At 60.6% G+C, this 25,192-nt stretch carries 12 protein-coding genes, 2 tRNA genes and 3 rRNA genes; all 17 read right to left on the reverse strand.

Annotated elements, in window-relative coordinates:
- Position 1: 1 nt before the first annotated feature.
- Positions 2 to 2,077 (reverse strand): exodeoxyribonuclease V subunit alpha, encoded by a 2,076-nt coding sequence (recD, locus tag KDB76_RS24485; protein WP_013974250.1) that lies wholly within the window; start codon positions 2,075 to 2,077, stop codon positions 2 to 4.
- On the reverse strand, positions 2,074 to 5,751 hold the full coding sequence (gene recB / locus KDB76_RS24490; protein WP_013974251.1) for an exodeoxyribonuclease V subunit beta: 3,678 nt from the start codon (positions 5,749 to 5,751) through the stop codon (positions 2,074 to 2,076). Before recB ends, recD begins: the two co-directional genes overlap by 4 nt.
- On the reverse strand, positions 5,748 to 9,230 hold the full coding sequence (gene recC, locus KDB76_RS24495; RefSeq protein WP_023662317.1) for an exodeoxyribonuclease V subunit gamma: 3,483 nt from the start codon (positions 9,228 to 9,230) through the stop codon (positions 5,748 to 5,750). The genes recB and recC overlap by 4 nt, the downstream gene beginning before the upstream one ends.
- Before the next feature lie 303 nt (positions 9,231 to 9,533).
- Positions 9,534 to 9,649, reverse strand: a 5S ribosomal RNA gene (rrf, locus tag KDB76_RS24500).
- A gap of 131 nt (positions 9,650 to 9,780) precedes the next feature.
- Positions 9,781 to 12,672 (reverse strand): 23S ribosomal RNA (locus KDB76_RS24505).
- 243 nt (positions 12,673 to 12,915) lie between these two features.
- Positions 12,916 to 12,991, reverse strand: a tRNA-Ala gene (locus tag KDB76_RS24510).
- Positions 12,992 to 13,017: 26 nt separating this feature from the next.
- Positions 13,018 to 13,094: transfer RNA gene (locus KDB76_RS24515), tRNA-Ile, on the reverse strand.
- Between the two features lie 85 nt (positions 13,095 to 13,179).
- Positions 13,180 to 14,716, reverse strand: a 16S ribosomal RNA gene (locus KDB76_RS24520).
- The 16S, 23S and 5S rRNA genes sit together here with 2 tRNA genes alongside, the layout of an rRNA operon.
- Positions 14,717 to 15,226: 510 nt before the next feature.
- Positions 15,227 to 15,838, reverse strand: coding sequence for a protein-methionine-sulfoxide reductase heme-binding subunit MsrQ (msrQ, locus tag KDB76_RS24525; RefSeq protein WP_013974253.1), 612 nt, complete (start codon positions 15,836 to 15,838; stop codon positions 15,227 to 15,229).
- Positions 15,838 to 16,851, reverse strand: a complete 1,014-nt coding sequence (gene msrP / locus KDB76_RS24530; RefSeq protein ID WP_015271833.1) for a protein-methionine-sulfoxide reductase catalytic subunit MsrP — start codon at positions 16,849 to 16,851, stop codon at positions 15,838 to 15,840. Before msrP ends, msrQ begins: the two co-directional genes overlap by 1 nt.
- A gap of 79 nt (positions 16,852 to 16,930) precedes the next feature.
- Positions 16,931 to 17,782 carry a CDP-diacylglycerol--serine O-phosphatidyltransferase gene (gene pssA, locus KDB76_RS24535; RefSeq protein WP_009685387.1) on the reverse strand — a complete coding sequence of 284 codons (852 nt, stop codon included), beginning with the start codon at positions 17,780 to 17,782 and terminating at the stop codon, positions 16,931 to 16,933.
- A gap of 150 nt (positions 17,783 to 17,932) precedes the next feature.
- Positions 17,933 to 18,949, reverse strand: coding sequence for a ketol-acid reductoisomerase (gene ilvC / locus KDB76_RS24540; RefSeq protein ID WP_013974255.1), 1,017 nt, complete (start codon positions 18,947 to 18,949; stop codon positions 17,933 to 17,935).
- A 55-nt stretch (positions 18,950 to 19,004) separates the two neighbouring features.
- On the reverse strand, positions 19,005 to 19,496 hold the full coding sequence (gene ilvN, locus KDB76_RS24545; protein ID WP_003250040.1) for an acetolactate synthase small subunit: 492 nt from the start codon (positions 19,494 to 19,496) through the stop codon (positions 19,005 to 19,007).
- Position 19,497: 1 nt separating this feature from the next.
- Entirely contained in the window at positions 19,498 to 21,222 is a 1,725-nt protein-coding gene (locus KDB76_RS24550; RefSeq protein WP_015271834.1) for an acetolactate synthase 3 large subunit, read from the reverse strand.
- 408 nt (positions 21,223 to 21,630) lie between these two features.
- A complete protein-coding gene (locus KDB76_RS24555) occupies positions 21,631 to 21,963 on the reverse strand; it encodes a YqcC family protein (RefSeq protein ID WP_031324603.1) in 333 nt (110 codons plus the stop codon).
- Positions 21,963 to 22,781, reverse strand: a complete 819-nt coding sequence (locus KDB76_RS24560; protein WP_038410151.1) for a tetratricopeptide repeat protein — start codon at positions 22,779 to 22,781, stop codon at positions 21,963 to 21,965. The genes KDB76_RS24555 and KDB76_RS24560 overlap by 1 nt, the downstream gene beginning before the upstream one ends.
- A 15-nt stretch (positions 22,782 to 22,796) precedes the next feature.
- Entirely contained in the window at positions 22,797 to 25,118 is a 2,322-nt protein-coding gene (gene mrcB, locus KDB76_RS24565; RefSeq protein WP_038410152.1) for a penicillin-binding protein 1B, read from the reverse strand.
- Positions 25,119 to 25,192: the final 74 nt, after the last annotated feature.

Genomic DNA, 25,192 nt, shown 5'->3' on the forward strand with positions numbered 1-25,192 from the left:
GTCAGACCTGCTCCAGCATCAATCCGGAAATACGCCGTACCTTGCGCGCGACCGCTTCTTCGAAAATACCCTGGCGAGGCTCGACCAGGCTGAAGCAATGCTTGGCGCGGGTGATGCCGGTGTATACCAGTTCCTTGGTCAGCACCGGGTTGAGCGCATCCGGCAGCACCAGCGCGGTGTGGCTGAACTCCGAGCCCTGGGACTTGTGCACGGTCATGGCGAATACCGTTTCCACTTCGTTCAGCCGGCTGGGCAGGACGAAGCGCACGCCCCCACTGCCGTCGTTACGCGGGAAGGCCACGCGCAGTAAGGGTTCGCCGCGCTCGTCCGGCAGGCGCAGGGCGATGCCGATGTCACCGTTCATCAGGCCCAGGCCGTAGTCATTGCGGGTGACCAGCACCGGGCGCCCTTCGTACCAGGGCTGCTGGCTGTCGATCAGCCCGGCATTGTGCAGTACCCGCGCCACCCGCTCGTTGAGGCCTTCGACACCCCAGGCGCCGCGGCGTACCGCACACAGCAGCTGGAAGTCTTCGAAGCTGTGCAGCACCTTGCCCGCCCATTGCTCCCAGGCGGGGTCGTCAACGGCGGTATCGAGTGCCGGGCGGAAGCGGCCAAGGGTGCGCAGATAGCTGCGATAACCCTGCGGGCCGTCGCTGCCGCGGTTCAGCCCGTCGAGCAGCAGGCGGTCGAAGGCGCGGTCCTGTTCGTGCTTCAGGGCCAGGCTATGCACATCGGGCGGCGGCGTGGCCAACAGGTTGCGGGCCGCGTGGGAGTCCTGGCGATTGACCAGCCGGGCCAGTTGGCCAATGCCGCTGCCTTCGCCAAAACGCCGCGAGAAGCGCAGCATCACCACCTGCTGGGCCAACGGGTTGCGTTGCTCATCGCCGGCCTTGAGGCCGCTGCCCGCCAGCGACTCGCCACCGATCTGCTCCAGCCATGCCTCGGTCGCCGACGAGTAACAGCCCTCCTCGGCATCCCGGCACAGGTCACCCAGTACCGCACCGGCTTCGACCGAGGCCAGCTGGTCCTTGTCGCCCAGCAGTACCAGACGTGCCCGTGGCGGCAGGGCATCGAGCAGGTTGGCCATCATTTCCAGGTCGATCATCGACGCTTCGTCGACCACCAGCACGTCCAACGGCAGCGGGTTGCCGGCATGGTGGCGGAAGTGCCGCGAACCGGGGCGGCTGCCGAGCAGGCGGTGCACGGTGCTGACCTCGGTGGGGATCTGCCCGCGCACCTCGGCGCTGACCTGCAGGCGCTCGACCTGCTGGCCAATGGATTCGGTCAGGCGCGCGGCCGCCTTGCCGGTCGGCGCGGCCAGGCGAATGCGCAATGGCCTGCCCTGCTCCACCGCCGGCGCCTGCAGCAAGGCCAAAAGGCGTACCACGGTGGTTGTCTTGCCCGTGCCGGGGCCGCCGGTGATGATGCTGAAGCCTGCGCGGGTGGCAAGGGCGCAGGCGAGCTTCTGCCAGTCCACCTGGCCAGCCGGCGTACCGCCGTCAAACAGCTGCGCCAGGCGGCCACGCAAGTCGGCCGGGGGCGCTTCGGACTGGGTCAGGCGCTGGCGAAGTGTATGGTCGATGCGCCGCTCGTAACTCCAGTAACGGCGCAAGTACAGGCGCTCTCCGCTGAGCACCAGAGGCCGCGCTTGCTGCCCCGAAGTATCGCCGGCGGCCACTAGCGGACTGGCGGCAATGCGCTGGCGCCAGGCGTGCAGGTCGAGGTCGGCGAGCAACTGCGAAGGCAGCAGCAAGGGGCCGGTCAAGGCGTCGCCTTCAGGCGGCAAGGACAGGGCGAAATCGGGCTCGGCCAGGGTCTGCTGCAGGTCGAGGCAGACATGGCCGTGGCCCAGTTGGTGGCTGGCCAGGGCGGCGGCCAGCAACAGCAGTGGGTCACTACCGGGGGCTAGCTCCTCCAGGAATGATACGAACGCTCGGTCCAGGGCACGCAGCCAGCCGCGCTCTACCCAGCGGTCGAGCAGTTGCAGCAGGTCACCGCTGTCATGCTGTGGCGCCAATGCAAGCAGGTGCTCGGCGTGCAGCGGGGTGGGCAACAGGTCGACTAGGCTTCGGCTCATATCACGGCTCCGGCAAACAGGTCCTGCTGTACGGGCGGATGCTCACCACGGAACAGCGCATCGAGGCTTTCGATCAGCTCACGCGGTGGCTTGGCGTGGTAAACGCCGTGGCCGCTGCTGCTGGCACCTCGCAGGAAGATGAACAGGGCGCCACCAACATGGCGGTCGTAGTCGTAGTCAGGCAGGCGGGCGCGCAACTGGCGATGCAGGGCCAGCAGGTACAGCACGTACTGCAGGTCGTAGCGATGTTCGAGGATGGACTTTTCCATGGCCTGGGCATCGTAGGCCTGAATGTCCGGCCCCAGCCAGTTGGACTTGTAGTCGGTCACGTAGTAACGCCCGTCCAGCTCGAAGGCCAGGTCGATGAAACCTTTGAACATGCCATTGAGCACAGTCGGCTGCGCCGCCGGGCGTGCCAGGCCGGGGTGGGTGTGGCGTGCCACCAGGCGGTCGAGTTGTTCGGCATCGACCTGGTGGCTGGCGAACCAGAACTCCATTTCGATCTGGTAGTGGCGCAGCTGCCCGAGCGTTACACCGAGGTGGTTGCCCGGCAACGGCAGCGCTTCGCCCAGCAGGCGCTGCAGCCAGTGCGTCAGGGTGGGAATCCAGCCGGTCCAGTCGCGACGGTTGCAGCGCTGGCCAACGGTTCGCTCGATCAGCCGTGCATTGCCGCTGACCTGGCTGAAACCCTCGCGGCCAACCCATTCCAGCAAGCCATGCAGGAAGGTGCCGGGGTTGGGCCCGCGCGGGAAGCGGTGAATATCGCCACTGTCGGCCGGGACCTCGCGCAGCATCTGGGTATCGACCACTTCATCATCCAGTAACTGCTGGGCCTGGGAGCTGTCGGCACCGAGGGTCTGGTCGCCGACGCGCAGGGCACTGTACGAGGCAATCCACCAATGCTCGGCGCCCACCGCGCGGCGCGGCTTGCGGGCAGGTAGCAGCTCATGCTCGGCGTGCGGCATGCGATACACCTGCTCATCTGCCGGCGGCAGGCTCGGGCAAGAGATGTGCGGGCAGGTCTTGGCCAAGGCCTGCAACCAGTCCGTCAGTTGTTGCGAGCCCGGCAGGGCGAGGCCGCCACCCAGCAGGTAGCCGAACGCCGAGCGGTGCAGTTGCGAGCTCTTCTGGTTGCCCCGCTTGAGGTCGGCGACACCCAGCCAGCAGGCATGCTGGGCACGGGTCAGGGCCACGTAGAGCAGGCGCAGGTCTTCGGCCAGGCGCTCGTCGTCGGCGCGGTCGATCTGTTCCTGGTCTGGTGTGAGGGTGAGATGGGCGTTGCCCTGGCTATCATGCCAGGCCAGCGGCAGGCGGGTGCCGTCCACTGGTTTGTTGGTGCAGATGAACGGCATGTAGACCAAGGGGTATTCCAGGCCCTTGGATTTGTGGATGGTCACCACTTTCACCAACTGCTCGTCACTCTCCAGGCGCAGGATCTGCTCTTCACCAGCCTGGCCGGAACTGGCCAGGTGCTCGGCCAGGTGGCGGATCAGCGCCTGTTCGCCGTCCAGTTCGCCGGCGGCCTGTTGCAGCAGCTCGGCCAGGTGCAGCAGGTTGGTCAGCACCCGCTCGCCATCGCTGCGGCGGATCAGCGTGCGCGGCAGCTGGAAGTCATGCAGCAGGTGCCGCAGCATCGGCAACACGCCCTGACGCTGCCAGGTGTCGCGGTAACGGCGAAAACGCATGACCCAGTCTTCCCAGACCCGCTCGTCCTGGTTCAGGCGGTCCAGCGCAGCCAGCGACAGATCGAGGGTAAGGCTGGCCAGGGCGGCCTTGAGCAGGCGCTCCGAGTCGGGTTCGGCACAGGCCTTTAGCCAGGCCAACAGGTCGTGGGCTTCCTGGGCGGCGAATACCGAGTCCTTGTCGGACAGGTACACACTACGCACCTCGCGCGCGGCAAGCTCGGCGCGGACCATCTGCGCCTCATGGCCATCGCGCACCAGGATGGCGATGTCCGATGGCAGGCACGGGCGTAGTTCGCCCTCGGCATTCTGGAAACCAGCCGTGCCTTGCTGGCCGCCATTGAGCAAGGCGACGATATGGCTGGCGCAACTGGCTGCCAGCTGCTGCCGGTAAACGCTGCCGGAGACCGGCTCTTCGCTTTCCAGATGCCAGCATTGCAGGGCTGCGCAGGCTTCACCGTCGATCAACAGCTGTTCGCTACGGCCTTTGGCGCGGACCTCGATGAACGGCAGCGGGTTGTCATCAGCCTCGCGGAACAGGAATGCGCCACGCCCTGCCTCACGCGCCTCGGCCTGCAGGAACACCTGGTTGACCGCCGCGACCATGGCCTTGCTGGAGCGGTAGTTGGTGTCCAGGCTGTGCAGGCGACCACTGGTGGCACGGCGGGCAGCAAGGTAGGTGTAGATGTCGGCGCCACGGAAGGCATAGATCGCCTGCTTGGGGTCGCCGATCATGAACAGGCCGGTTTCGGCGCGGTTTTCGCTGATCTGGTAGATGCGCTCGAAGATGCCGTACTGCACCGGGTCGGTGTCCTGGAACTCGTCGATCAACGCCACCGGGAACTGTTCGCGGATCAGGCTGGCCAAGCGATCGCCAGCCTCGCTGGCCAGGGCGTGCTGCAGGCGCAGGAGCATGTCGTCGAAGCCCATTTCCGCGCGCCGACGCTTCTCCACTTCGAAGCGTGCCGCTACCCAGTTGGCGGCATGCTCGAGCAATGGGGCATCCGGGCTGTCCAGGGCCTGTAACTGTTGCTGCAAACTCTGCATGGCGTTGAGGGCCGGGTGCTCGGGTGGCTCGCCCTTCCAGGCTTCGGCCATGCCCGCTGGGGTCAGGCGGGTAAAGCCGGTGCCCAGGTCAAGTTCCACCAGTTGTTCGTTTGCGGCCCAGGCGCAGAGTTTGTCGAACCAGGGCTCGAAGTAACGGGCCTGCATCTTGCGGCCATCGACCTGTTTGGCGGCCAGTGCATCACGGCAGATCTGGCGCAACTCCTCGGCCCATTGCGCCCAAGGCGCCTTGAGCCGGGCCAACTGCTCGCCACGTTGCTGCAGCGATGCCTGGATCAGTGCCGCCGGCTCGGGCCCATCGTGCTGGACGCGCACGCGACCGAACAGCGGGCGGATCCGCGGCAGCAAGGCGTCGGGGCTGCCCCAGTGGCCACGCACCCAGGCCAGCGCGTCGCCTTGCATGCCGTAGCAGAAGCGCCGCCAGTAGTCGCGCATGACCTGACCCAGCAGTTCGCTGTGGTCTGTTTCCAGGGTCTGGGTGAACAGGCTGCCGCTGTCGAAGGCATGTTCGCGCAGCATGCGCTGGCACCAGCCATGGATGGTCGATACCGCTGCCTCGTCCATCCACTGCACGGCGATTTCCAGGCGCCCGGCACAGCGTGGCCAGGTTTCTTCCGGGTAATCGTCACGCAGCTGATGCAGCAGCGGGTCGGCCGCCTCCAGCTCGCCACGGAAGAACCGCGCAGCTTCGGCCAGGCGGGCGCGGATACGTTCGCGCAGCTCTTTGGTGGCGGCGTCGGTGAAGGTCACCACGAGGATCTGCGGTGGTAGCAGCTCGCGGTTGAAGCCCTGCTCGCCACCGTGACCGAGGATCAGACGCAGGTACAGCGCCGAAATGGTGAAGGTCTTGCCCGTGCCGGCGCTTGCCTCGATCAGCTGGCTGCCGTGCAGGGGGAAACTCAGTGCCAGGGGACGGTCCTGGGTCATGCGCCTTTCTCCGGGTTGCCCAGGGTCTGCCACGGGGCGTTGAACAATGGGCGGTACAAGGCTTCGCACCAGCCTTCGAAGGTTTCATCAGCGGTGAGTGCGGCAAAGTCGCGGAACTGCCGGGCCAGGGCAATGCTTTCACTGCGCTCGCCGAAGCTGGTGCGCTCATCGCCTTCGTAGGCGCGGGCGGCAGCAGCCAGGGCTTTGTCGCTATCGTCCTGGGCCAGCCAGGCGAACGCGGTCTTGGCCGCGACCGGCAACGGCGCATTCATCGCCGCCTGACGGGCTACCAGCAGGTCGCCCAGCAATTGCGCCGCCTGCGCTTGCGGCAGTGGCTCAAGCAGTAGGGTCAAGTCGCTGGCCACCAGCGCGCTGTTATACGGGTAGCCCGCCGCGCAGGCCGCCAGGTGCGTGACCCAGGGCGCGATCAGTCGGTGCCACTTGAGGGCGTTACGCCCGGCACTGATAGTGTTGGGTACGGTGGTGATGCTGAGCAGGCTCTGGTCATCTGCCTGGAATACCCGCCCAAGCCACCCTTCGAGGCGGTGCGGGCCGTGCTCGAAATGCACTGGCAATGCCCCCTCGACCAGCTGCGGCCAGCGTTGCAATAGCTGGCGGTGGCGTTGCAGCAGGCCTGGAAGGGGCTCGATCAGCTCGCGCTGCAGCAGTTCGCCGAAGCCGGCCAGTGGCAGCACGCCACAGGCCTGCAAGCGCCGTGCTTGTGCCTGCAGGGCCTGTTCGGCATTGTCCGGCTCGGCCAGCGCTGCACCCAACAGGCTTTCACTGGCGCCGTATCGTTGCAGGATATCGAGGACGAAGGGTTCCTCGTCCGGGGTCGGTGCTTCCAGCGCTTCGAAGTACACCTTCAGACGCTGGCTGAAGAAATGCCGCACCGGGTGGCGCAGGAAGTCATTCAGCTGGGTCAGGCTCAAGGCCTCCTCGTCATGGTATGGCGGCAGGACGGGGTCAGCCTGCTGGTCCTCCTGGCCCTGCTGGTGCAACACCTGCCATTCGTGGGCAAAGCTGAACAGCGGGCTGCCCTTCTGGAAGTAGCGTGAACTGAACGGTTGCAGCGGGTGCTCCTGGGTCAGTGCGTGCAGCAGTTGCTCGCCCGGTTCTGCCGGCTGCCCCTGCTCCGCGCCTGCCAGCTGCCAGCCGGCTGCAAGGTGATCGCGCAACTGGCCGATGAGCACCGAGGCCGGGCGTTCGCTGTTGTCGCGAATGCTGCGCCCGACCCAGCTGACATACAGCTGGTCGCGGGCCGACAACAATGCTTCGAGCAGCAGGTAGCGGTCATCCTCGCGGCGCGAGCGGTCACCGGGGCGGTAGTCGCTGGCCATCAGGTCGAAGTCCAGCGGCTGCTGAGCGCGGGGGTAATCGCCATCGTTCATGCCCAGCAGGCAGACCACCCGGAACGGGATGGCGCGCATCGGCATGAGGGTACAGAAGTTCACCGAGCCGGCGAGGAAGCGCTGGGACAACTTGCCCTGGTCGAGGCCCGACAGCCAGGCTTCGCGCACCACGGTCAGCGGCAATGGGTCTTGCAGGCCGACGGCCTCGCACACCTCAAGCCAGCTATCACGCAAATCCTGCAACTGCATCAGCAGGAACTCGTCGCGCTCGCCCTCGGCCAGGAAAAACACTTGCAGCAAGGCATGCAGGCGTTCCCCCCACTGGCTGACAGTGGCAGGCTCGGACAAGGCCTTGCTGGCTACTTCGAGGGCGTCGAGCAAGGCGACCAGCGGGCCGATCAGCGCCGCATCCAGGCCACCGATTTCATCGTAGGGTTCGATGCCGTCACAGGCCTCACCCACGCCGACGGCATAACCCAGCAGCATGCGCCGCAGGCCGAACCGCCAGCTGTTCTGTTCCAGCCCAGCGGGCAAGCCCAGGCTGGCCCGCTGCTCGGCATTGAGGCCCCAGCGGATGCCGGCCCCCTCGATCCAGCGGTGCAGCGTGGGCAGGTCGTTTTCGCGTATGCCGAAACGGGCGCGGACTGCCGGCACATCCAGCAGGTCGAGCACTTCGCTGACCGCGAAGCGGCTGTCCGGCAGCTTGAGCAGGTGTTCGAGGGCAATCAGCAAGGGTTCGCGGCCACGTTGGCCCTGGTCGGTCAGGGTGAACGGGATGTAGCGCGGATCGTTGCGCTGCAACTGGCCGAATACGGCGCGAATATGCGGCGCGTAGGTATCGATGGCCGGCAGCATGACGATCACGTCACGTGGGCGCAGGGTTGGGTCTGCGCTGAACCGGGCCAGTAACTGATCGTGAAGGATCTCCACTTCGCGTTGCGGGCTATGGGCGATGTGGAAGCGGATCGAGCGGTCCTTCGCTGGGTCGACTGGATGCCACTGCTCACGAGTTTCGGCGAGCGGACGCAGTTCAAGGATGTCGTCCTGCAACTGGTTGAGCAGCGTGGTGGGCGAGCCCTCACTGAATAGGTCGATGCGACCGTCGCTGAACACGCCCTGGTAACTGCTGGGGTCATCGTAGCTGTCGAGCAGGTTGATGTAATCGCGGCCTTGTTTGCCCCAGGCGGCCAGCAAAGGGTGGGCATGCTGGTGCAGCGACTGGTCGTCCAGTTGCAAGGGCATGCCCTGCTTGCGCTGCTGGCGCTTGTACTGGTGGCGCAGCAGGTCCTTGTCGGCAACGATATCGGCCCAGTGGTGGCGGCAGGGGTTGTGCACGCACAGTAGCACCTGGCTGAAGCGTGCCAGGCCGGCCAGTGCCTCGAGGGCCTGGGCTGGCAGCGATGAGATACCGAATACGATCACCCGGGCCGGCAGACCGGCAGGTGCCTGCTCCAGGCTATTGATCCGTTCGATGAAGCGTTGATGTACGCCGGCACGGCTCTGCGCCATGCCCTGCTCACCAACATCCTCCAGCAATGCACGCCACAACTCGGCCTGCCAGCGGTTGCCCGGGGGCAGCGCCTTGCGTTCAGCGCGGGCGGTGTTGAGGACGTGCTCGCCAGCGGCCCAATCCTTGAGCCAGTCGGCGCGGTAGACCTGATACTGGTCGAACAGGTCGGCCAGGCGCTCGGCGAGCTGATAGCGCTTGCGCAGGTCGCTGTCGTCGGTGAGGAAGCGTCGCAGCGGTTCGAAGTGAGGACGTTCGATCAAAGCCGGGAGCAGACGCATCAGACGCCAGGTCAGCGGTGCCTTGTCGAGCAGGGAGACTTCGGGAATTTCGTCACGGCCCAGCACGCTGCGGTAAAGCTGCCACATGAAGCTGCCTGGCAGTTGCACATCGATGGCGGCGGCGATGCCACAGCCGCCCTGGTCATCGTCCTGAGGGTCTTCGGCAAGAGCCAGCTTGAGCCATTGGGCGATGCCATTGCTTTGCACCAAGGCGATTTCGTTTTCCAGAGGTGCCAAGGGATAGCGACGCATCCAGCTCACCACCAAGCTGCGCAGGTCGTCGAGGCGGTTGCCGTGGACGATCATGAAGCCAGGGTGGAGGTGAGTGGTATTGGGCATCGGGAGGTCTCTGGCTGGCGCTGGGGGCTGAGGGGAAACGATATCACGTAGGTACGATACGGAGAGTATGGCGCAGTGCCACTAGCCGATTGACAAGGCATCGGTGGAACCCTGTTAGCGGCCTTGCGCCGTCCCTGTGGGAGCGGCTTTAGCCGCGAAGCAAGCGACGCGGTGGATGGCACCGGCTTTGCCGGCATTCGCGGGTGAACCCGCTCCCACAGGGGCGGCGTATGCTTGGGATTTTTTGCACCACAAAGACAAAACCCCTACCTGCATGCGCAGATAGGGGTTTTGCGAAATGAATCTTGACGATGACCTACTCTCACATGGGGAAACCCCACACTACCATCGGCGATGCATCGTTTCACTACTGAGTTCGGGATGGGATCAGGTGGTTCCAATGCTCTATGGTCGTCAAGAAATTCTGTTGCCAGAATGTCCAGATGGACAGCCCAGCGAATCCGGATATGCGATATTTGTGATGTTGCGAACTTTCGGTCGTTTCGTCTTCACCACCGCAATCTGCGCTAGCAAATTGCTTGGGTGTTATATGGTCAAGCCTCACGGGCAATTAGTATTGGTTAGCTCAACGCCTCACAGCGCTTACACACCCAACCTATCAACGTCGTAGTCTTCGACGGCCCTTTAGGGGATTCAAGATCCCAGTGAGATCTCATCTTGAGGCAAGTTTCCCGCTTAGATGCTTTCAGCGGTTATCTCTTCCGAACATAGCTACCCGGCAATGCCACTGGCGTGACAACCGGAACACCAGAGGTTCGTCCACTCCGGTCCTCTCGTACTAGGAGCAGCCCCTCTCAAATCTCAAACGTCCACGGCAGATAGGGACCGAACTGTCTCACGACGTTCTAAACCCAGCTCGCGTACCACTTTAAATGGCGAACAGCCATACCCTTGGGACCGGCTTCAGCCCCAGGATGTGATGAGCCGACATCGAGGTGCCAAACACCGCCGTCGATATGAACTCTTGGGCGGTATCAGCCTGTTATCCCCGGAGTACCTTTTATCCGTTGAGCGATGGCCCTTCCATACAGAACCACCGGATCACTAAGACCTACTTTCGTACCTGCTCGACGTGTTTGTCTCGCAGTCAAGCGCGCTTTTGCCTTTATACTCTACGACCGATTTCCGACCGGTCTGAGCGCACCTTCGTACTCCTCCGTTACTCTTTGGGAGGAGACCGCCCCAGTCAAACTACCCACCATACACTGTCCTCGATCCGGATAACGGACCTGAGTTAGAACCTCAAAATTGCCAGGGTGGTATTTCAAGGATGGCTCCATGAGAACTGGCGTCCCCACTTCAAAGCCTCCCACCTATCCTACACAAGCAAATTCAAAGTCCAGTGCAAAGCTATAGTAAAGGTTCACGGGGTCTTTCCGTCTAGCCGCGGATACACTGCATCTTCACAGCGATTTCAATTTCACTGAGTCTCGGGTGGAGACAGCGCCGCCATCGTTACGCCATTCGTGCAGGTCGGAACTTACCCGACAAGGAATTTCGCTACCTTAGGACCGTTATAGTTACGGCCGCCGTTTACCGGGGCTTCGATCAAGAGCTTCGCTTGCGCTAACCCCATCAATTAACCTTCCGGCACCGGGCAGGCGTCACACCCTATACGTCCACTTTCGTGTTTGCAGAGTGCTGTGTTTTTAATAAACAGTCGCAGCGGCCTGGTATCTTCGACCGGCATGGGCTTACGGAGCAAGTCCTTCACCCTCGCCGGCGCACCTTCTCCCGAAGTTACGGTGCCATTTTGCCTAGTTCCTTCACCCGAGTTCTCTCAAGCGCCTTGGTATTCTCTACCTAACCACCTGTGTCGGTTTGGGGTACGGTTCCCAGTTATCTGAAGCTTAGGAGCTTTTCTTGGAAGCATGGTATCAACCACTTCGTCGCCTGAAGGCAACTCGTCATCAGCTCTCGGCCTTGAAATCCCGGATTTGCCTAAGATTTCAGCCTACCACCTTAAACCTGGACAACCAACGCCAGGCTGGCCTAACCTTCTCCGTCCCTCCATCGCAATAACTGGAAGTACAGGAATATTAACCTGTTTTCCATCGACTACGCTTTTCAGCCTCGCCTTAGGGACCGACTAACCCTGCGTCGATTAACGTTGCGCAGGAAACCTTGGTCTTTCGGCGTGCGAGTTTTTCACTCGCATTGTCGTTACTCATGTCAGCATTCGCACTTCTGATACCTCCAGCAAGCTTCTCAACTCACCTTCACAGGCTTACAGAACGCTCCTCTACCGCGTCATCAAAGATGACACCCGTAGCTTCGGTGCATGGTTTGAGCCCCGTTACATCTTCCGCGCAGGCCGACTCGACTAGTGAGCTATTACGCTTTCTTTAAAGGGTGGCTGCTTCTAAGCCAACCTCCTAGCTGTCTAAGCCTTCCCACATCGTTTCCCACTTAACCATGACTTTGGGACCTTAGCTGACGGTCTGGGTTGTTTCCCTTTTCACGACGGACGTTAGCACCCGCCGTGTGTCTCCCATGCTCGGCACTTCCAGGTATTCGGAGTTTGCATCGGTTTGGTAAGTCGGGATGACCCCCTAGCCGAAACAGTGCTCTACCCCCTGGAGTGATACATGAGGCGCTACCTAAATAGCTTTCGAGGAGAACCAGCTATCTCCGAGCTTGATTAGCCTTTCACTCCGATCCACAGGTCATCCGCTAACTTTTCAACGGTAGTCGGTTCGGTCCTCCAGTCAGTGTTACCTAACCTTCAACCTGCCCATGGATAGATCGCCCGGTTTCGGGTCTATACCCAGCGACTAAACGCCCTATTAAGACTCGCTTTCGCTACGCCTCCCCTATTCGGTTAAGCTCGCCACTGAATATAAGTCGCTGACCCATTATACAAAAGGTACGCAGTCACCTAACAAAGTAGGCTCCCACTGCTTGTACGCATACGGTTTCAGGTTCTATTTCACTCCCCTCTCCGGGGTTCTTTTCGCCTTTCCCTCACGGTACTGGTTCACTATCGGTCAGTCAGTAGTATTTAGCCTTGGAGGATGGTCCCCCCATATTCAGACAAAGTTTCTCGTGCTCCGTCCTACTCGATTTCATTGACAAGAGATTTTCGTGTACGGGGCTATCACCCACTATGGCCGCACTTTCCAGAGCGTTCCACTAATCTCAAATCAACTTAAGGGCTGGTCCCCGTTCGCTCGCCACTACTAAGGGAATCTCGGTTGATTTCTTTTCCTCAGGGTACTTAGATGTTTCAGTTCCCCTGGTTCGCCTCTTGCACCTATGTATTCAGTACAAGATACTCAGCTTATGCTGAGTGGGTTCCCCCATTCAGAGATCTCTGGATCACAGTCTGTTTGCCGACTCCCCAAAGCTTATCGCAGGCTACCACGTCTTTCATCGCCTCTGACTGCCAAGGCATCCACCGTATGCGCTTCTTCACTTGACCATATAACCCCAAGCAATCTGGTTATACTGTGAAGACGACATTCGCCGAAAATTCGCATGTTGCTCTTTCAAGCAGAACTCACAAATTTTACCTTAGCCTGATTAACCAGCAGTGAAACTGGCCATCAGTCTATATCTATCACATATCCGAATTTTTAAAGAACGATCTGACAAAAGCCAGAAATCAACATTCGAGCTGAATGTTCATTTCTAAGTTCTGACAAGCTACTGCGTACGGCGAAAGTGGTGGAGCCAAGCGGGATCGAACCGCTGACCTCCTGCGTGCAAGGCAGGCGCTCTCCCAGCTGAGCTATGGCCCCGTGTATTCTACGGCTGAACCGTGTAATGGTAGGTCTGGGCAGATTTGAACTGCCGACCTCACCCTTATCAGGGGTGCGCTCTAACCAACTGAGCTACAGACCTATAACAGGGTCGCGTTACAGCATCGTCTTCTACAATGAATCAAGCAATTCGTGTGGGTGCTCATCAGCAGGCTGATGTCGTCGATTAAGGAGGTGATCCAGCCGCAGGTTCCCCTACGGCTACCTTGTTACGACTTCACCCCAGTCATGAATCACACCGTGGTAACCGTCCTCCCGAAGGTTAGACTAGCTACTTCTGGTGCAACCCACTCCCATGGTGTGACGGGCGGTGTGTACAAGGCCCGGGAACGTATTCACCGCGACATTCTGATTCGCGATTACTAGCGATTCCGACTTCACGCAGTCGAGTTGCAGACTGCGATCCGGACTACGATCGGTTTTGTGAGATTAGCTCCACCTCGCGGCTTGGCAACCCTCTGTACCGACCATTGTAGCACGTGTGTAGCCCAGGCCGTAAGGGCCATGATGACTTGACGTCATCCCCACCTTCCTCCGGTTTGTCACCGGCAGTCTCCTTAGAGTGCCCACCATAACGTGCTGGTAACTAAGGACAAGGGTTGCGCTCGTTACGGGACTTAACCCAACATCTCACGACACGAGCTGACGACAGCCATGCAGCACCTGTGTCAGAGTTCCCGAAGGCACCAATCCATCTCTGGAAAGTTCTCTGCATGTCAAGGCCTGGTAAGGTTCTTCGCGTTGCTTCGAATTAAACCACATGCTCCACCGCTTGTGCGGGCCCCCGTCAATTCATTTGAGTTTTAACCTTGCGGCCGTACTCCCCAGGCGGTCAACTTAATGCGTTAGCTGCGCCACTAAAATCTCAAGGATTCCAACGGCTAGTTGACATCGTTTACGGCGTGGACTACCAGGGTATCTAATCCTGTTTGCTCCCCACGCTTTCGCACCTCAGTGTCAGTATCAGTCCAGGTGGTCGCCTTCGCCACTGGTGTTCCTTCCTATATCTACGCATTTCACCGCTACACAGGAAATTCCACCACCCTCTACCGTACTCTAGCTCGCCAGTTTTGGATGCAGTTCCCAGGTTGAGCCCGGGGCTTTCACATCCAACTTAACGAACCACCTACGCGCGCTTTACGCCCAGTAATTCCGATTAACGCTTGCACCCTCTGTATTACCGCGGCTGCTGGCACAGAGTTAGCCGGTGCTTATTCTGTCGGTAACGTCAAAACAGCAAGGTATTAACTTACTGCCCTTCCTCCCAACTTAAAGTGCTTTACAATCCGAAGACCTTCTTCACACACGCGGCATGGCTGGATCAGGCTTTCGCCCATTGTCCAATATTCCCCACTGCTGCCTCCCGTAGGAGTCTGGACCGTGTCTCAGTTCCAGTGTGACTGATCATCCTCTCAGACCAGTTACGGATCGTCGCCTTGGTGAGCCATTACCTCACCAACTAGCTAATCCGACCTAGGCTCATCTGATAGCGCAAGGCCCGAAGGTCCCCTGCTTTCTCCCGTAGGACGTATGCGGTATTAGCGTTCCTTTCGAAACGTTGCCCCCCACTACCAGGCAGATTCCTAGGCATTACTCACCCGTCCGCCGCTGAATCAAGGAGCAAGCTCCCGTCATCCGCTCGACTTGCATGTGTTAGGCCTGCCGCCAGCGTTCAATCTGAGCCATGATCAAACTCTTCAGTTCAATACTGCTTGGGTTTTTAAGAAACCCTAAACTTGGCTCAGCAATCTCAAATGACTATGTGATTTCTCGCATGGCCACTTGTGATGCCGATAATCTTTGTGACTATCAGTCCGCACTCACAAGCACCCACACGAATTGCTTGATTCGATTTGTTAAAGAGCGTTTGGTTAAGAGCGTTTCGTCTCAACCGAGGCGCGCATTCTACGCTTCCCTCATTTGCTGTCAAGCGTTTATTTTGAAGTTTTTTGCGAGAAACTCGTTTAGCTTCAAACACTTGACTCGCTGCGATCTCTCGTAGCGGGAGGCGAATCATACAGCGTTTAGAAACGCTGTCAACCATCATCTCAACCGCTGCCGATCATTTGATCGTAGCCCTTTCAACTCTTTCCGAACAACCTAACTTGTTGAATTTCAATAAGTTTGTCGTTCCGATGTCGCTGGAAGTGGGGCGCATTATAAGGGGATTCGAGAGGGCGTCAACCTTTAATTTCAAGAAATTGAAGTAAACGCTCAAACCACCCTCCCCTGCCTCCGACCAACCCTGGGCAGCACCCGCGAAACCGCGGGAACCCGCAACACCATCAACACAGCCCCAATAACCGCATAGATAGCCCACTCCCGCAGATCCGAGCGCACGATCCACAAGAAATGCAGCAACCCCAACCCAAGTATCACGTACACCAACCGGTGCAGCTTCTTCCAACGCACACCCAGGCGCCGCTGGCTATACCGATTCGAGGTAACCGCCAGGGCCAGCAATCCAAGAAACCCAAGCGCACCCACAATTATGTATGGCCGCTTGCGCAACTCCACCGCCAACTGCCCCCAGTCCAGCCCAAGGATAAAGAACAGGTAAGCCAGGATGTGCAGCACGATATAGGCAAACACCCATAACCCCAGTTGCCGGCGCACCACGATCCAGCCCGACCATCCCGTCAGCTTCTGCAGCGGCGTCATGCCCAAGGTAACCAGCAGGAAGGTCAGCGCCCCGAGCCCAAGCCGGTCCATCATGATCTTTCCGGGATCAGGCCCTAGCAGATTCATCGCCGCCTCATACAACCACCAGACTGGGAACAGGCATCCCACGATGAAGATGGCCAGACGAAACCAGGGGTAACGCATCAGTAGTTCTTCCGCAGATCAAGCCCGGTATACAGCGACGCCACTTCATCGGCATAGCCATTGAACATCTGGGTTTCCCGCACATTGGGACTGAACAGCCCGCTGGGCAGCCGCCGTTCACGCGCCTGGCTCCAACGCGGGTGGTCGACCGTCGGGTTCACATTGGCATAGAACCCATATTCATCCGGCGCCAGCCCTTCCCAGGTGGTGCCCGGCTGCTCCGCCACCAGGCTGATACGCACAATCGACTTGATGCTCTTGAAGCCATACTTCCACGGCACCACCAGCCGCAACGGTGCGCCATTCTGGTTGGGCAGCTCCCGGCCATACATCCCGACCGCCAGGATCGCTAAAGGATGCATTGCCTCATCCAGGCGCAAGCCTTCTCTATAAGGCCAGTCGATCAAGGCGAACCCCGAACGCTGCCCCGGCATGTGCTCCGGGTCTTTCAGGGTTTCGAAGCGCACATAACGTGCCTTGGATGTCGGCTCGACCTGCTTGAGCACCTGCGCCAACGGGAAGCCCAGCCACGGAATGACCATCGACCACGCCTCCACGCACCGCAGCCGGTAGATGCGCTCCTCGAGCTGGTACGGTTTGACGAAGTCCTCCAGCGCATAGCGGCCGGGCTTACCCACTTCGCCATCGACCACAACGCTCCACGGTTCGGTCTTCAGGCTGTCGCCATTGGCCGCCGGGTCACCCTTGTCGGGCCCGAACTCGTAGAAGTTGTTGTAGTGGGTGGCATCCTTGAACGGCGTGATTGCCTCACCCTTGACCGTTACTGCCTGCCATCGGGTAGCTGCGAGCTTTTCATTGAACCAGCCAGGCGCCCTGCCCGCCTCGACATCGGCGTAACGGCTGGCTTCAGCTGCGCGCGCCATGCTCGGCAAAGCGCCCAAGGCCAGGCCAGCCAACGAGCCACCCAGCAGGGTACGACGGGAGAGGTAGATGCCTTCGGGGGTGATCTCCGACGCTTTGCACTCGGAAGACCTAGGAAGCTTGATGAGCATGAGCGGCTCCACAGCACTGGATAACGGATGTACCAGTAAGACTATGGAGCCGGCGGGTTATTCCAGCATTAAATGATTGTCACGCTTTGCGACGGCGTGACTTCAGCAGGAACTGAATCGGGCCCGAAGCCGCATAGGCGAGGAAGATCAGCAGCAGGATACGCGGCGGGTCGCTGAACACCACGGCAAACACCAGCACCACGGCCAGGATAGCCACGAACGGCACACGCCCCTTCAGGTCCAGCTCCTTGAAGCTGTTGTACTTGATGTTGCTGACCATCAGCATGCCGGCAGCAGCCACCAGCAGCGCCACCAGGAACGACAGCTTGGAGCCCTGGATGCCGTAGTCGCTGAACGCCCACACGGTACCCGCGACCACACCCGCAGCAGCAGGACTGGCAAGGCCGATGAAGTAGCGCTTGTCGGCGGTGCCGACCTGGGTATTGAAGCGTGCCAGGCGCAGTGCTGCACCGGCCACATAGATGAAGGCAACCATCCAGCCAACCTTGCCCATGTCACCCAGCGCCCAGCCAAAGGCCAGCAAGGCCGGAGCGACACCAAAGGCAACCATGTCCGACAGTGAGTCGTACTCGGCACCAAAGGCGCTCTGTGTATTGGTCATGCGCGCGACACGGCCATCCAGGCCGTCGAGCACCATGGCCACGAAGATGGCGATCGCAGCGAAGGCAAAGTACTTGCTCGCCTCGCGCGGGTCACCGGCACTCAGAGCGCTCTGCGCGCTCATCGAGCTGATGATGGAATAGAAACCGGCAAACAGGTTGGCGGTGGTAAACAGGTTGGGCAGCAGGTAGATGCCACGATGGCGTACCTTGCGCCCTTCGGCGTCATGCCCTTCTTCAACGTGCTCATCGACAGGTAGCAGGCTTTCGGCGTCGGAGGGCTTGTTCGGCTCTTCGGGACGTTCGCTCATGGAGGGTACCTTGCAACAGGATGGAAAATGTTCGACACGGACCTGCAAAACAGGTTCTGACGGCAGGCCACTGGTCTGCTTTATACCAGAAGCTGACTGTCAGAACGAAAAAACGCGGCCGAAGCCGCGTTTTTCATCTTTCGATAAGACTTAGTTCTTGGTCTTGTCGACGATTTTGTTAGCCGAGATCCACGGCATCATCGAGCGCAGCTGCTCGCCGATGATCTCGATGCCGTGAGCGGCGTTGTTGCGGCGCTTGGCGGTCATCGATGGGTAGTTGGTAGCACCTTCGGAGATGAACATCTTCGCGTACTCGCCGTCCTGGATGCGCTTCAGGGCATTGCGCATGGCCTTGCGGGATTCTTCGTTGATGACTTCCGGGCCGGTTACGTACTCACCGTACTCGGCGTTGTTGGAGATCGAGTAGTTCATGTTGGCGATGCCGCCTTCGTACATGAGGTCAACGATCAGCTTCAGTTCGTGCAGGCACTCGAAGTAGGCCATTTCCGGCGCGTAGCCAGCTTCGACCAGGGTTTCGAAACCGGCCTTGACCAGCTCGACGGTACCGCCACACAGAACAGCCTGCTCACCGAACAGGTCGGTTTCGGTCTCGTCCTTGAAGGTGGTTTCGATGATGCCGGTACGGCCGCCGCCTACGCCCGAAGCGTACGACAGGGCAACATTCTTGGCGTTGCCGGAGGCGTCCTGGTAGATGGCGATCAGGTCAGGGATACCGCCGCCCTTGACGAACTCGGAACGAACGGTGTGGCCCGGGGCCTTCGGCGCGATCATGATCACGTCGAGGTCGGCACGTGGAACAACCTGGTTGTAGTGGATCGAGAAGCCATGGGAGAAGGCCAGGGTAGCGCCCTTCTTGATGTTCGGCTCGATTTCCTGCTTGTACAGTTGGCCCTGGAATTCGTCCGGGGTCAGGATCATGACCAGGTCGGCAGCAGCGACGGCAGAGGCAACGTCGGTCACTTTCAGGCCATGGGCTTCTGCCTTGGCAACGGTGGCCGAACCTTTACGCAGACCGATGGTGACATCTACACCGGAGTCCTTCAGGTTGCACGCCTGAGCGTGGCCCTGGGAACCGTAACCGATGATGGCGACTTTCTTACCCTGGATGATGGAAAGGTCGCAGTCTTTATCGTAGAAAACTTTCATGAAAATACCCCTGGTTATATCTCGGCCCCTGCGGAGCCATCGCTAATTTTTGAATTTAGATGCTGAGCACTTTGTCGCCACGGGCAATGCCGGTAACGCCGCTGCGCACGGTTTCGAGAATCGATGCAGTGCCGATCGCCTGGATGAAGCTGTCCAGTTTGTCGCTGGTGCCGCTCAGCTGCACGGTGTACACGCTGGCAGTCACATCGACGATCTGGCCACGGAAGATATCCGTGGTGCGCTTGATCTCGGCGCGCTGGGCACCGGTGGCCTTGACCTTGACCAGCATCAGTTCACGCTCGATGTGAGCGCTTTCCGACAGGTCGACGAGCTTGACCACTTCGACCAGCTTGTTCAGGTTCTTGGTGATCTGTTCGATCACTTCGTCATGGCCAACGGTGGTCAGCGTCAGACGCGACAGGGTCGGGTCTTCGGTCGGCGCCACGGTCAGGCTTTCAATGTTGTAGTTACGCTGGGAGAACAGGCCGACCACGCGGGACAACGCACCTGGTTCGTTTTCCAGCAGCAGGGAGATGATGTGCCGCATATCAGGTACGCTCCGTCTTGCTCAGCCACATGTCACGCATCGAGCCATCCTTGATCTGCATCGGATAGACGTGCTCACTGCGGTCAACCGCGATGTCGATGAACACCAGGCGGTCCTTCATCGCAAACGCTTCTTCCAGCTTCGGCTTGAGGTCCTTCAGGCTGGTGATGCGGATACCCACATGGCCATAGGCCTCGGCCAGCTTGATGAAGTCAGGCAGCGACTCGACGTACGAGTGCGAGTGACGACCGTTGTAGGCCATGTCCTGCCACTGACGGACCATGCCCAACACACCGTTGTTCAGGTTGACGATCTTCACCGGCAGGCCGTACTGCATGCAGGTGGACAGCTCCTGGATGTTCATCTGGATGCTGCCTTCGCCGGTCACGCAGGCCACGTCCTGGTCCGGGAAGTTGAGCTTGACGCCCATCGCCGCCGGGAAGCCGAAGCCCATGGTGCCCAGGCCACCGGAGTTGATCCAGCGGTTCGGCTTGTTGAAGCGGTAGTACTGCGCCGCGAACATTTGGTGCTGACCCACGTCGGAGGTGACGAAGGCATCGCCATTGGTCACTTCGCACAGGGTCTCGATGACTTTCTGCGGCTTGATGACATTGCCGTCGCCCTTGTCGTAAGGGAACAGCTCGCCATTGCCACGCCATTCGTCGATCTGCTTCCACCAGGCATCCAGCGCCGCCTTGTCAGGCTGCTCGCCGATTTCCTTGAGGATGCCGAGCATTTCGCTGAGCACGCTGTCGACCGGGCCGACGATCGGCACGTCAGCCTTGATCATCTTGGAGATCGACGCCGGGTCGATGTCGATATGGATGATCTTGGCGTTCGGGCAGAACTTGGCCGGGCCGTTGACCACGCGGTCGTCAAAACGGGCACCGACGGCGAAGATGACGTCGGCATGGTGCATGGCCATGTTGGCAGTAAAGCTGCCGTGCATGCCGAGCATGCCGAGGAACTGGCGGTCGGTACCCGGGAAGCCACCCAGACCCATCAGGGTATTGGTGACCGGCAGGTTGAGCGACTTGGCGATTTCGGTCAGGGCTTCGGAGCCACCACCGAGGATCACGCCGCCACCGGAGTAGACGATCGGGCGCTTGGCCGCCAGCAGCATCTCTGCAGCCTTGCGGATCTGGCCGGAGTGGCCGCGTACCGCTGGGCTATAGGAGCGCAGCTTGACCTTTTTCGGGTAGACGTATTCGAACTTCTCGGCCGGGTTGGTCATATCTTTTGGAATGTCGACCACGACCGGACCTGGGCGACCGGATTGCGCCAGGTAGAATGCTTTTTTCAGAACTTCGGGGATTTCGCTGGCATGTTTGATCATGAAGCTGTGCTTCACGATCGGCCGCGAAATACCGATCATGTCGGTTTCCTGGAAGGCATCGGTACCCACCATGGTGCTAGGCACCTGGCCGGACAGGATGACCATCGGAATCGAATCCATGTAGGCGGTGGCAATACCGGTAATGGCATTGGTCGCGCCCGGGCCGGAGGTTACCAGCACCACGCCGGCCTTGCCGGTGGCGCGGGCGTAGCCGTCCGCCATATGGGTAGCTGCCTGCTCATGACGAACCAGGATGTGCTCGACTTCCGGTTCCTTGAACAGCGCGTCGTAAACATGCAGGAGAGCACCACCAGGGTACCCGTAGATGTGCTTAACGCCTTCGTCACGCAAGAAGCGGACGACCATCTCAGCGCCAGATAAAAGCTCCACGTTGTTCACCTCTAAAACGCCAGAATACCGCCCTCACTGGACGGGTCTTAATAGGTTTACTGCCAAGCAGAGCATGAGCGAACGTCAGCACTGACTGAGCAAGTATTGGGAGCGCCCCAGAGTGTTGCGGGGTTTTCCCACCCAGCGCGAGGTAACGCGTTGCGGGGTGTAACAGGTCGGCGCGGGTGTGCGCCTCATGATCTGCTTAGCGGGTCTGCTTCTGGCAGTCCCTCTACAGCGGAGATTGGATTCTTCTGATTCGGCGCCAACAAGTCAAGAAAAATTATTGCCAATTTTTCCCCAAGATGAATTCTTGCCACCACTAAAAATCGCTTCAGCAGCAGAATAAATAAGATTTCCACAAAAAAGGGCCACAATCTGCGGCCCTTGAAGGAAAAACTGAAGAAATCAGGCGGAAGGAGCAATCAATTGGTCAAATGCTGCCAACAGGCGGCGTAGCTCACGACTTTGCTCTGGCCGGTCGGTAAATACCGTTTCAGCCATTACCAGGATGCCGGACGCATTGGGCAGCGGGTGGCCCAACTCGATGATGATCTTCATGCGCGGCAGGAAGATCCATTGGAGCCACTGCTCGAAACTGAGGGTATCGACTGCGAAAGGCACCGTACTGGCCAGTGCCTCATCGCTTGGCGGCTCGTCATCCCACCAGCCTTGCACCTGCAGCTCACGTTCGATCAGCAGCAGGTGGTCGGCAACATCCAGAATGCGCTGCTCGATCATCACGAATTGACCCGTGCCTTTTGCCGGGCCAGTGCGGCACCAGCGCTGTCACCCTGCTTCTCGCGGGCCTGGGCGATGGTGTTCCACAGCTCGGCCTGCAGGCTCGGGCGGCCATTGGCGTAAGTCAGGGCACGACGCGCCAACTGCTCGGCCTGCGGTGCATCACCTTGCGACAGGCGTACTTGGGCCAGACGGTACAGTACCTGCGGCTCGCGCGGGGCAATGCGCTGAGCACGCTCCAGGCTCGATGCGGCACCGTTGAAGTCACCGCTGCCCTGCTGGGTCTTCGCGGTGGTCAGCAGCGCCAGCACCGGGCCGTCCAGCTGCTCGTCGGCCGACAGGCCACCGGTAGCAGCACCGCTACGCGGAATACCGGTTGGCGCGCTGGTGCTTTGCGGGGCGCTGTTCATCGCCGCGATGTCGAAGGGTTCGTCGGCGATCGGGTTCAGATTGGTGGTCATTGGTGCCGAAGTGACCGGCCCAGTGGTAATTGGGCCTGGGGTGATCGGCCCCGGGGTAATCGGCGAGGTGCTGATTGGCGCCGCGCCATTGGCCGCCGGGAACGTCTGGATGCCCGAAGCGCCAGCGCCCTGCGGGATCATCACGGTCACGCCGGAGTCTTCAGGCAGCGTTTGAGCCTGCGCGGTACCCGCGTTATAGCCACCCGCAGAGCGATTGGCCGTCACGCGTTCGCTGTTGGACACCCGGGTGCTCGAGTCGACCACCGGAATATTGCCGCGCGGGACGCTGGCGCACCCCTGGAGCACAGCCAGCGCCGTCACGGCAGGAAACAGCCACTTGTTCACGTCACACCTCATCAATGCAGCCTGTGCTTAATTCATCCAGCCCTTGACCCAGTCCATGACCGATTCAACTGGATCCTGCTCGCCGCCGCAGGTCGCGCCGGCGGGCGGTTCACTCCCGCGAATATACGGCATCTGCACCGCTCCCGGACAGCTGCCATCAGACCCATGGCCACTGTACGGGTCAATCCAGGCCTGCACCACGTTGTCCGGTTGCGGCATGTCCAGCGGCAGCGGGTCGGCCTTCTTCATGAAGCTGGTCCACACCTGCAGGGCGCCGGTAGCACCAGTAAATGGCGTCTTGCCGTTGTCGTCACGCCCCATCCATACCACGGCCAGCAGGTCCTGGCTGAACCCGGAGAACCAGCTGTCGCGCGAATCGTTACTGGTGCCGGTCTTGCCCGCCAGGGTGAGATTGCGCGGCAAAGTGTTGTACACCGAGCGGCCGGTGCCTTCGCGCATCACCCGCTGCATGGCGTTCTGCACCAGGTAGATAGCCCCCGGGTCGAAGGTTTGCTGGATCTGGAACGGGTAGCGTTTTAGCGGCTCGCCCTCGGCGGTGAGCACGCTGCGGATACCGCGCATCGGGGTATTGAAGCCGCCGTTGGCGATGGTCTGGTACATCGTCGCGACCTGCATTGGCGACATGCCGCCGGCACCCAGCAGCATGGCCGGGAAGGCTGGCCAGTCAACGTTCACTCCCAGCCGGCCAATGGTCTTGATCACGTTGGGCACACCCACTTCCAGGCCGATCTTGGCAGTCGACAGGTTGTAGGAGTTGGCCAGCCCCTGGTACAGGTAGATGGTGCCATGCGGGCGACGATCGTAGTTCTGCGGGCGCCAGACCTGGCCGTCGGCACCTTTGACCGAGAACGGCTCGTCCTGCACCCAACTGGTCAAGGTGTACTTGGTCGGTTGTTCCAGCGCGGTCAGGTACACCGCCGGCTTGACCAGCGAACCGATCGGCCGCACGGCATCAATGGCGCGGTTGAAGCCGGCGAAGCCGGCCTGGCGGCTGCCGATAAGCGCCTGCACCTCACCGGTTTCCGGATTGGTCACGACCATCGCCGACTCAACCTCGTCCGCCCCCTTGCGCCCCGCGAGGCGCTTGAAGGTCTCGCTCATCGAGGTTTCGGCCTTCATCTGCAGGATCGGGTCGAAGCTGGTGAAGATGCGCAGGCCTTCTTCGGTCAAGTCTTCATCGCGGTAGTCCTGGCGCAGCTGACGCTTGACCAGGTCGAGGAAGGCCGGGAACGAGCTGTCTGCCAGGCTGCCGCGCTTGGTCACGCCCAGCGGCATCTTCTTCGCTGCATCGACTTCTGCCTGGCTGGCCACGCCCTGCTCGGCCACCAGGTCGAGCACCAGGTTGCGGCGGGCCAGGGCGCGGTCCGGATAGCGACGCGGGTTGTAGTAGGACGGCCCCTTGACCATGCCCACCAGCAAAGCGATCTGGTGCAACTTCAGCTCCGACAGCGGTTGGCTGAAGAAGAACTGGCTGGCGAGGCCGAAGCCGTGCACCGCACGCTGACCATCCTGGCCGACGAACACCTCGTTGAGGTAGGCCTCGAGGATCTCGCGCTTGTCGTAGTGCAGCTCCAGCAATACGGCCATCATCGCCTCGGTCAGCTTGCGGCTGAGGCTGCGCTCGCTGGTGAGGTAGAAGTTCTTCACCAACTGCTGGGTCAGGGTGCTGCCACCCTGGCGCATGGAACCTGCCGAGGTATTGACCCACATGGCTCGGGCGATGGACTTGGGCGACACCCCGAAGTGGCTGTAGAAATCGCGGTCTTCCGTCGCCACCAGGGTTTCGAGCAGGTACGGCGGTACCTGGTCGATCTTGATCAGGATGCGGTCTTCGAGGTTTTTCGGGTAGATGCCGCCGATCATCAGCGGCTCCAGGCGCACTACGTCGAGCGTCTTGCCGTTGGCGCCGGAAAGGCCTGCCACGTAATCGCCGGAGAAGCGCACACGCACGAACTGCGCCGGCTCCATGCCCTCGTAGAACTGGAAGCCACGGGTATTGAGCTCGACGGTGTTGCCGTTGACTGCCGCCGCTCCCGGCCCGTTGGCCGCGCTTTCACGCCGGTAGCCGAGCGCGTCCAGCTCGGTGAGGAAGTCGTTCTTGCTCAGTTTCTGGCCGGTGAACAGCTCCAGCGGCCGGGCATACACCTTGGCCGGGATGGTCCAGCGCTTGCCGGAAAACTTTTCCTGGACAACGGCATCGAGGTAAACCGCGAAGCCGGCGACTAACACCAGGCCGACCAGGCTGAGCTTCAAAGCCCAGCCCAGCCAGGCGCGGGAGCGGCCGGTCGGGCGTTTCTGAGGGGTACGGGGATTTCGAGTTCGGGTCATGGCGGCGGATTATACGCACTTTATAAAGGCTGGGCAGACGCCCCCGGCGGTAGGCAGGGACGGCACCATTGACC

This window comes from Pseudomonas sp. JS425, assembly GCF_018223845.1.
Taxonomy (GTDB): Bacteria; Pseudomonadota; Gammaproteobacteria; order Pseudomonadales; family Pseudomonadaceae; genus Aquipseudomonas; species Aquipseudomonas asiatica.

What these genes read in the sequence shown, in the direction of transcription:
- recD (WP_013974250.1), bottom strand. Translation starts at nt 2,077, where the DNA reads ATGAGCCGAAGCCTAGTCGACCTGTTGCCCACCCCGCTGCACGCCGAG.
- recB (WP_013974251.1), bottom strand. Translation starts at nt 5,751, where the DNA reads ATGACCCAGGACCGTCCCCTGGCACTGAGTTTCCCCCTGCACGGCAGC.
- recC (WP_023662317.1), bottom strand. Translation starts at nt 9,230, where the DNA reads ATGCCCAATACCACTCACCTCCACCCTGGCTTCATGATCGTCCACGGC.
- msrQ (WP_013974253.1), bottom strand. Translation starts at nt 15,838, where the DNA reads ATGCGTTACCCCTGGTTTCGTCTGGCCATCTTCATCGTGGGATGCCTG.
- msrP (WP_015271833.1), bottom strand. Translation starts at nt 16,851, where the DNA reads ATGCTCATCAAGCTTCCTAGGTCTTCCGAGTGCAAAGCGTCGGAGATC.
- pssA (WP_009685387.1), bottom strand. Translation starts at nt 17,782, where the DNA reads ATGAGCGAACGTCCCGAAGAGCCGAACAAGCCCTCCGACGCCGAAAGC.
- ilvC (WP_013974255.1), bottom strand. Translation starts at nt 18,949, where the DNA reads ATGAAAGTTTTCTACGATAAAGACTGCGACCTTTCCATCATCCAGGGT.
- ilvN (WP_003250040.1), bottom strand. Translation starts at nt 19,496, where the DNA reads ATGCGGCACATCATCTCCCTGCTGCTGGAAAACGAACCAGGTGCGTTG.
- KDB76_RS24555 (WP_031324603.1), bottom strand. Translation starts at nt 21,963, where the DNA reads ATGATCGAGCAGCGCATTCTGGATGTTGCCGACCACCTGCTGCTGATC.
- KDB76_RS24560 (WP_038410151.1), bottom strand. Translation starts at nt 22,781, where the DNA reads ATGAGGTGTGACGTGAACAAGTGGCTGTTTCCTGCCGTGACGGCGCTG.
- mrcB (WP_038410152.1), bottom strand. Translation starts at nt 25,118, where the DNA reads ATGACCCGAACTCGAAATCCCCGTACCCCTCAGAAACGCCCGACCGGC.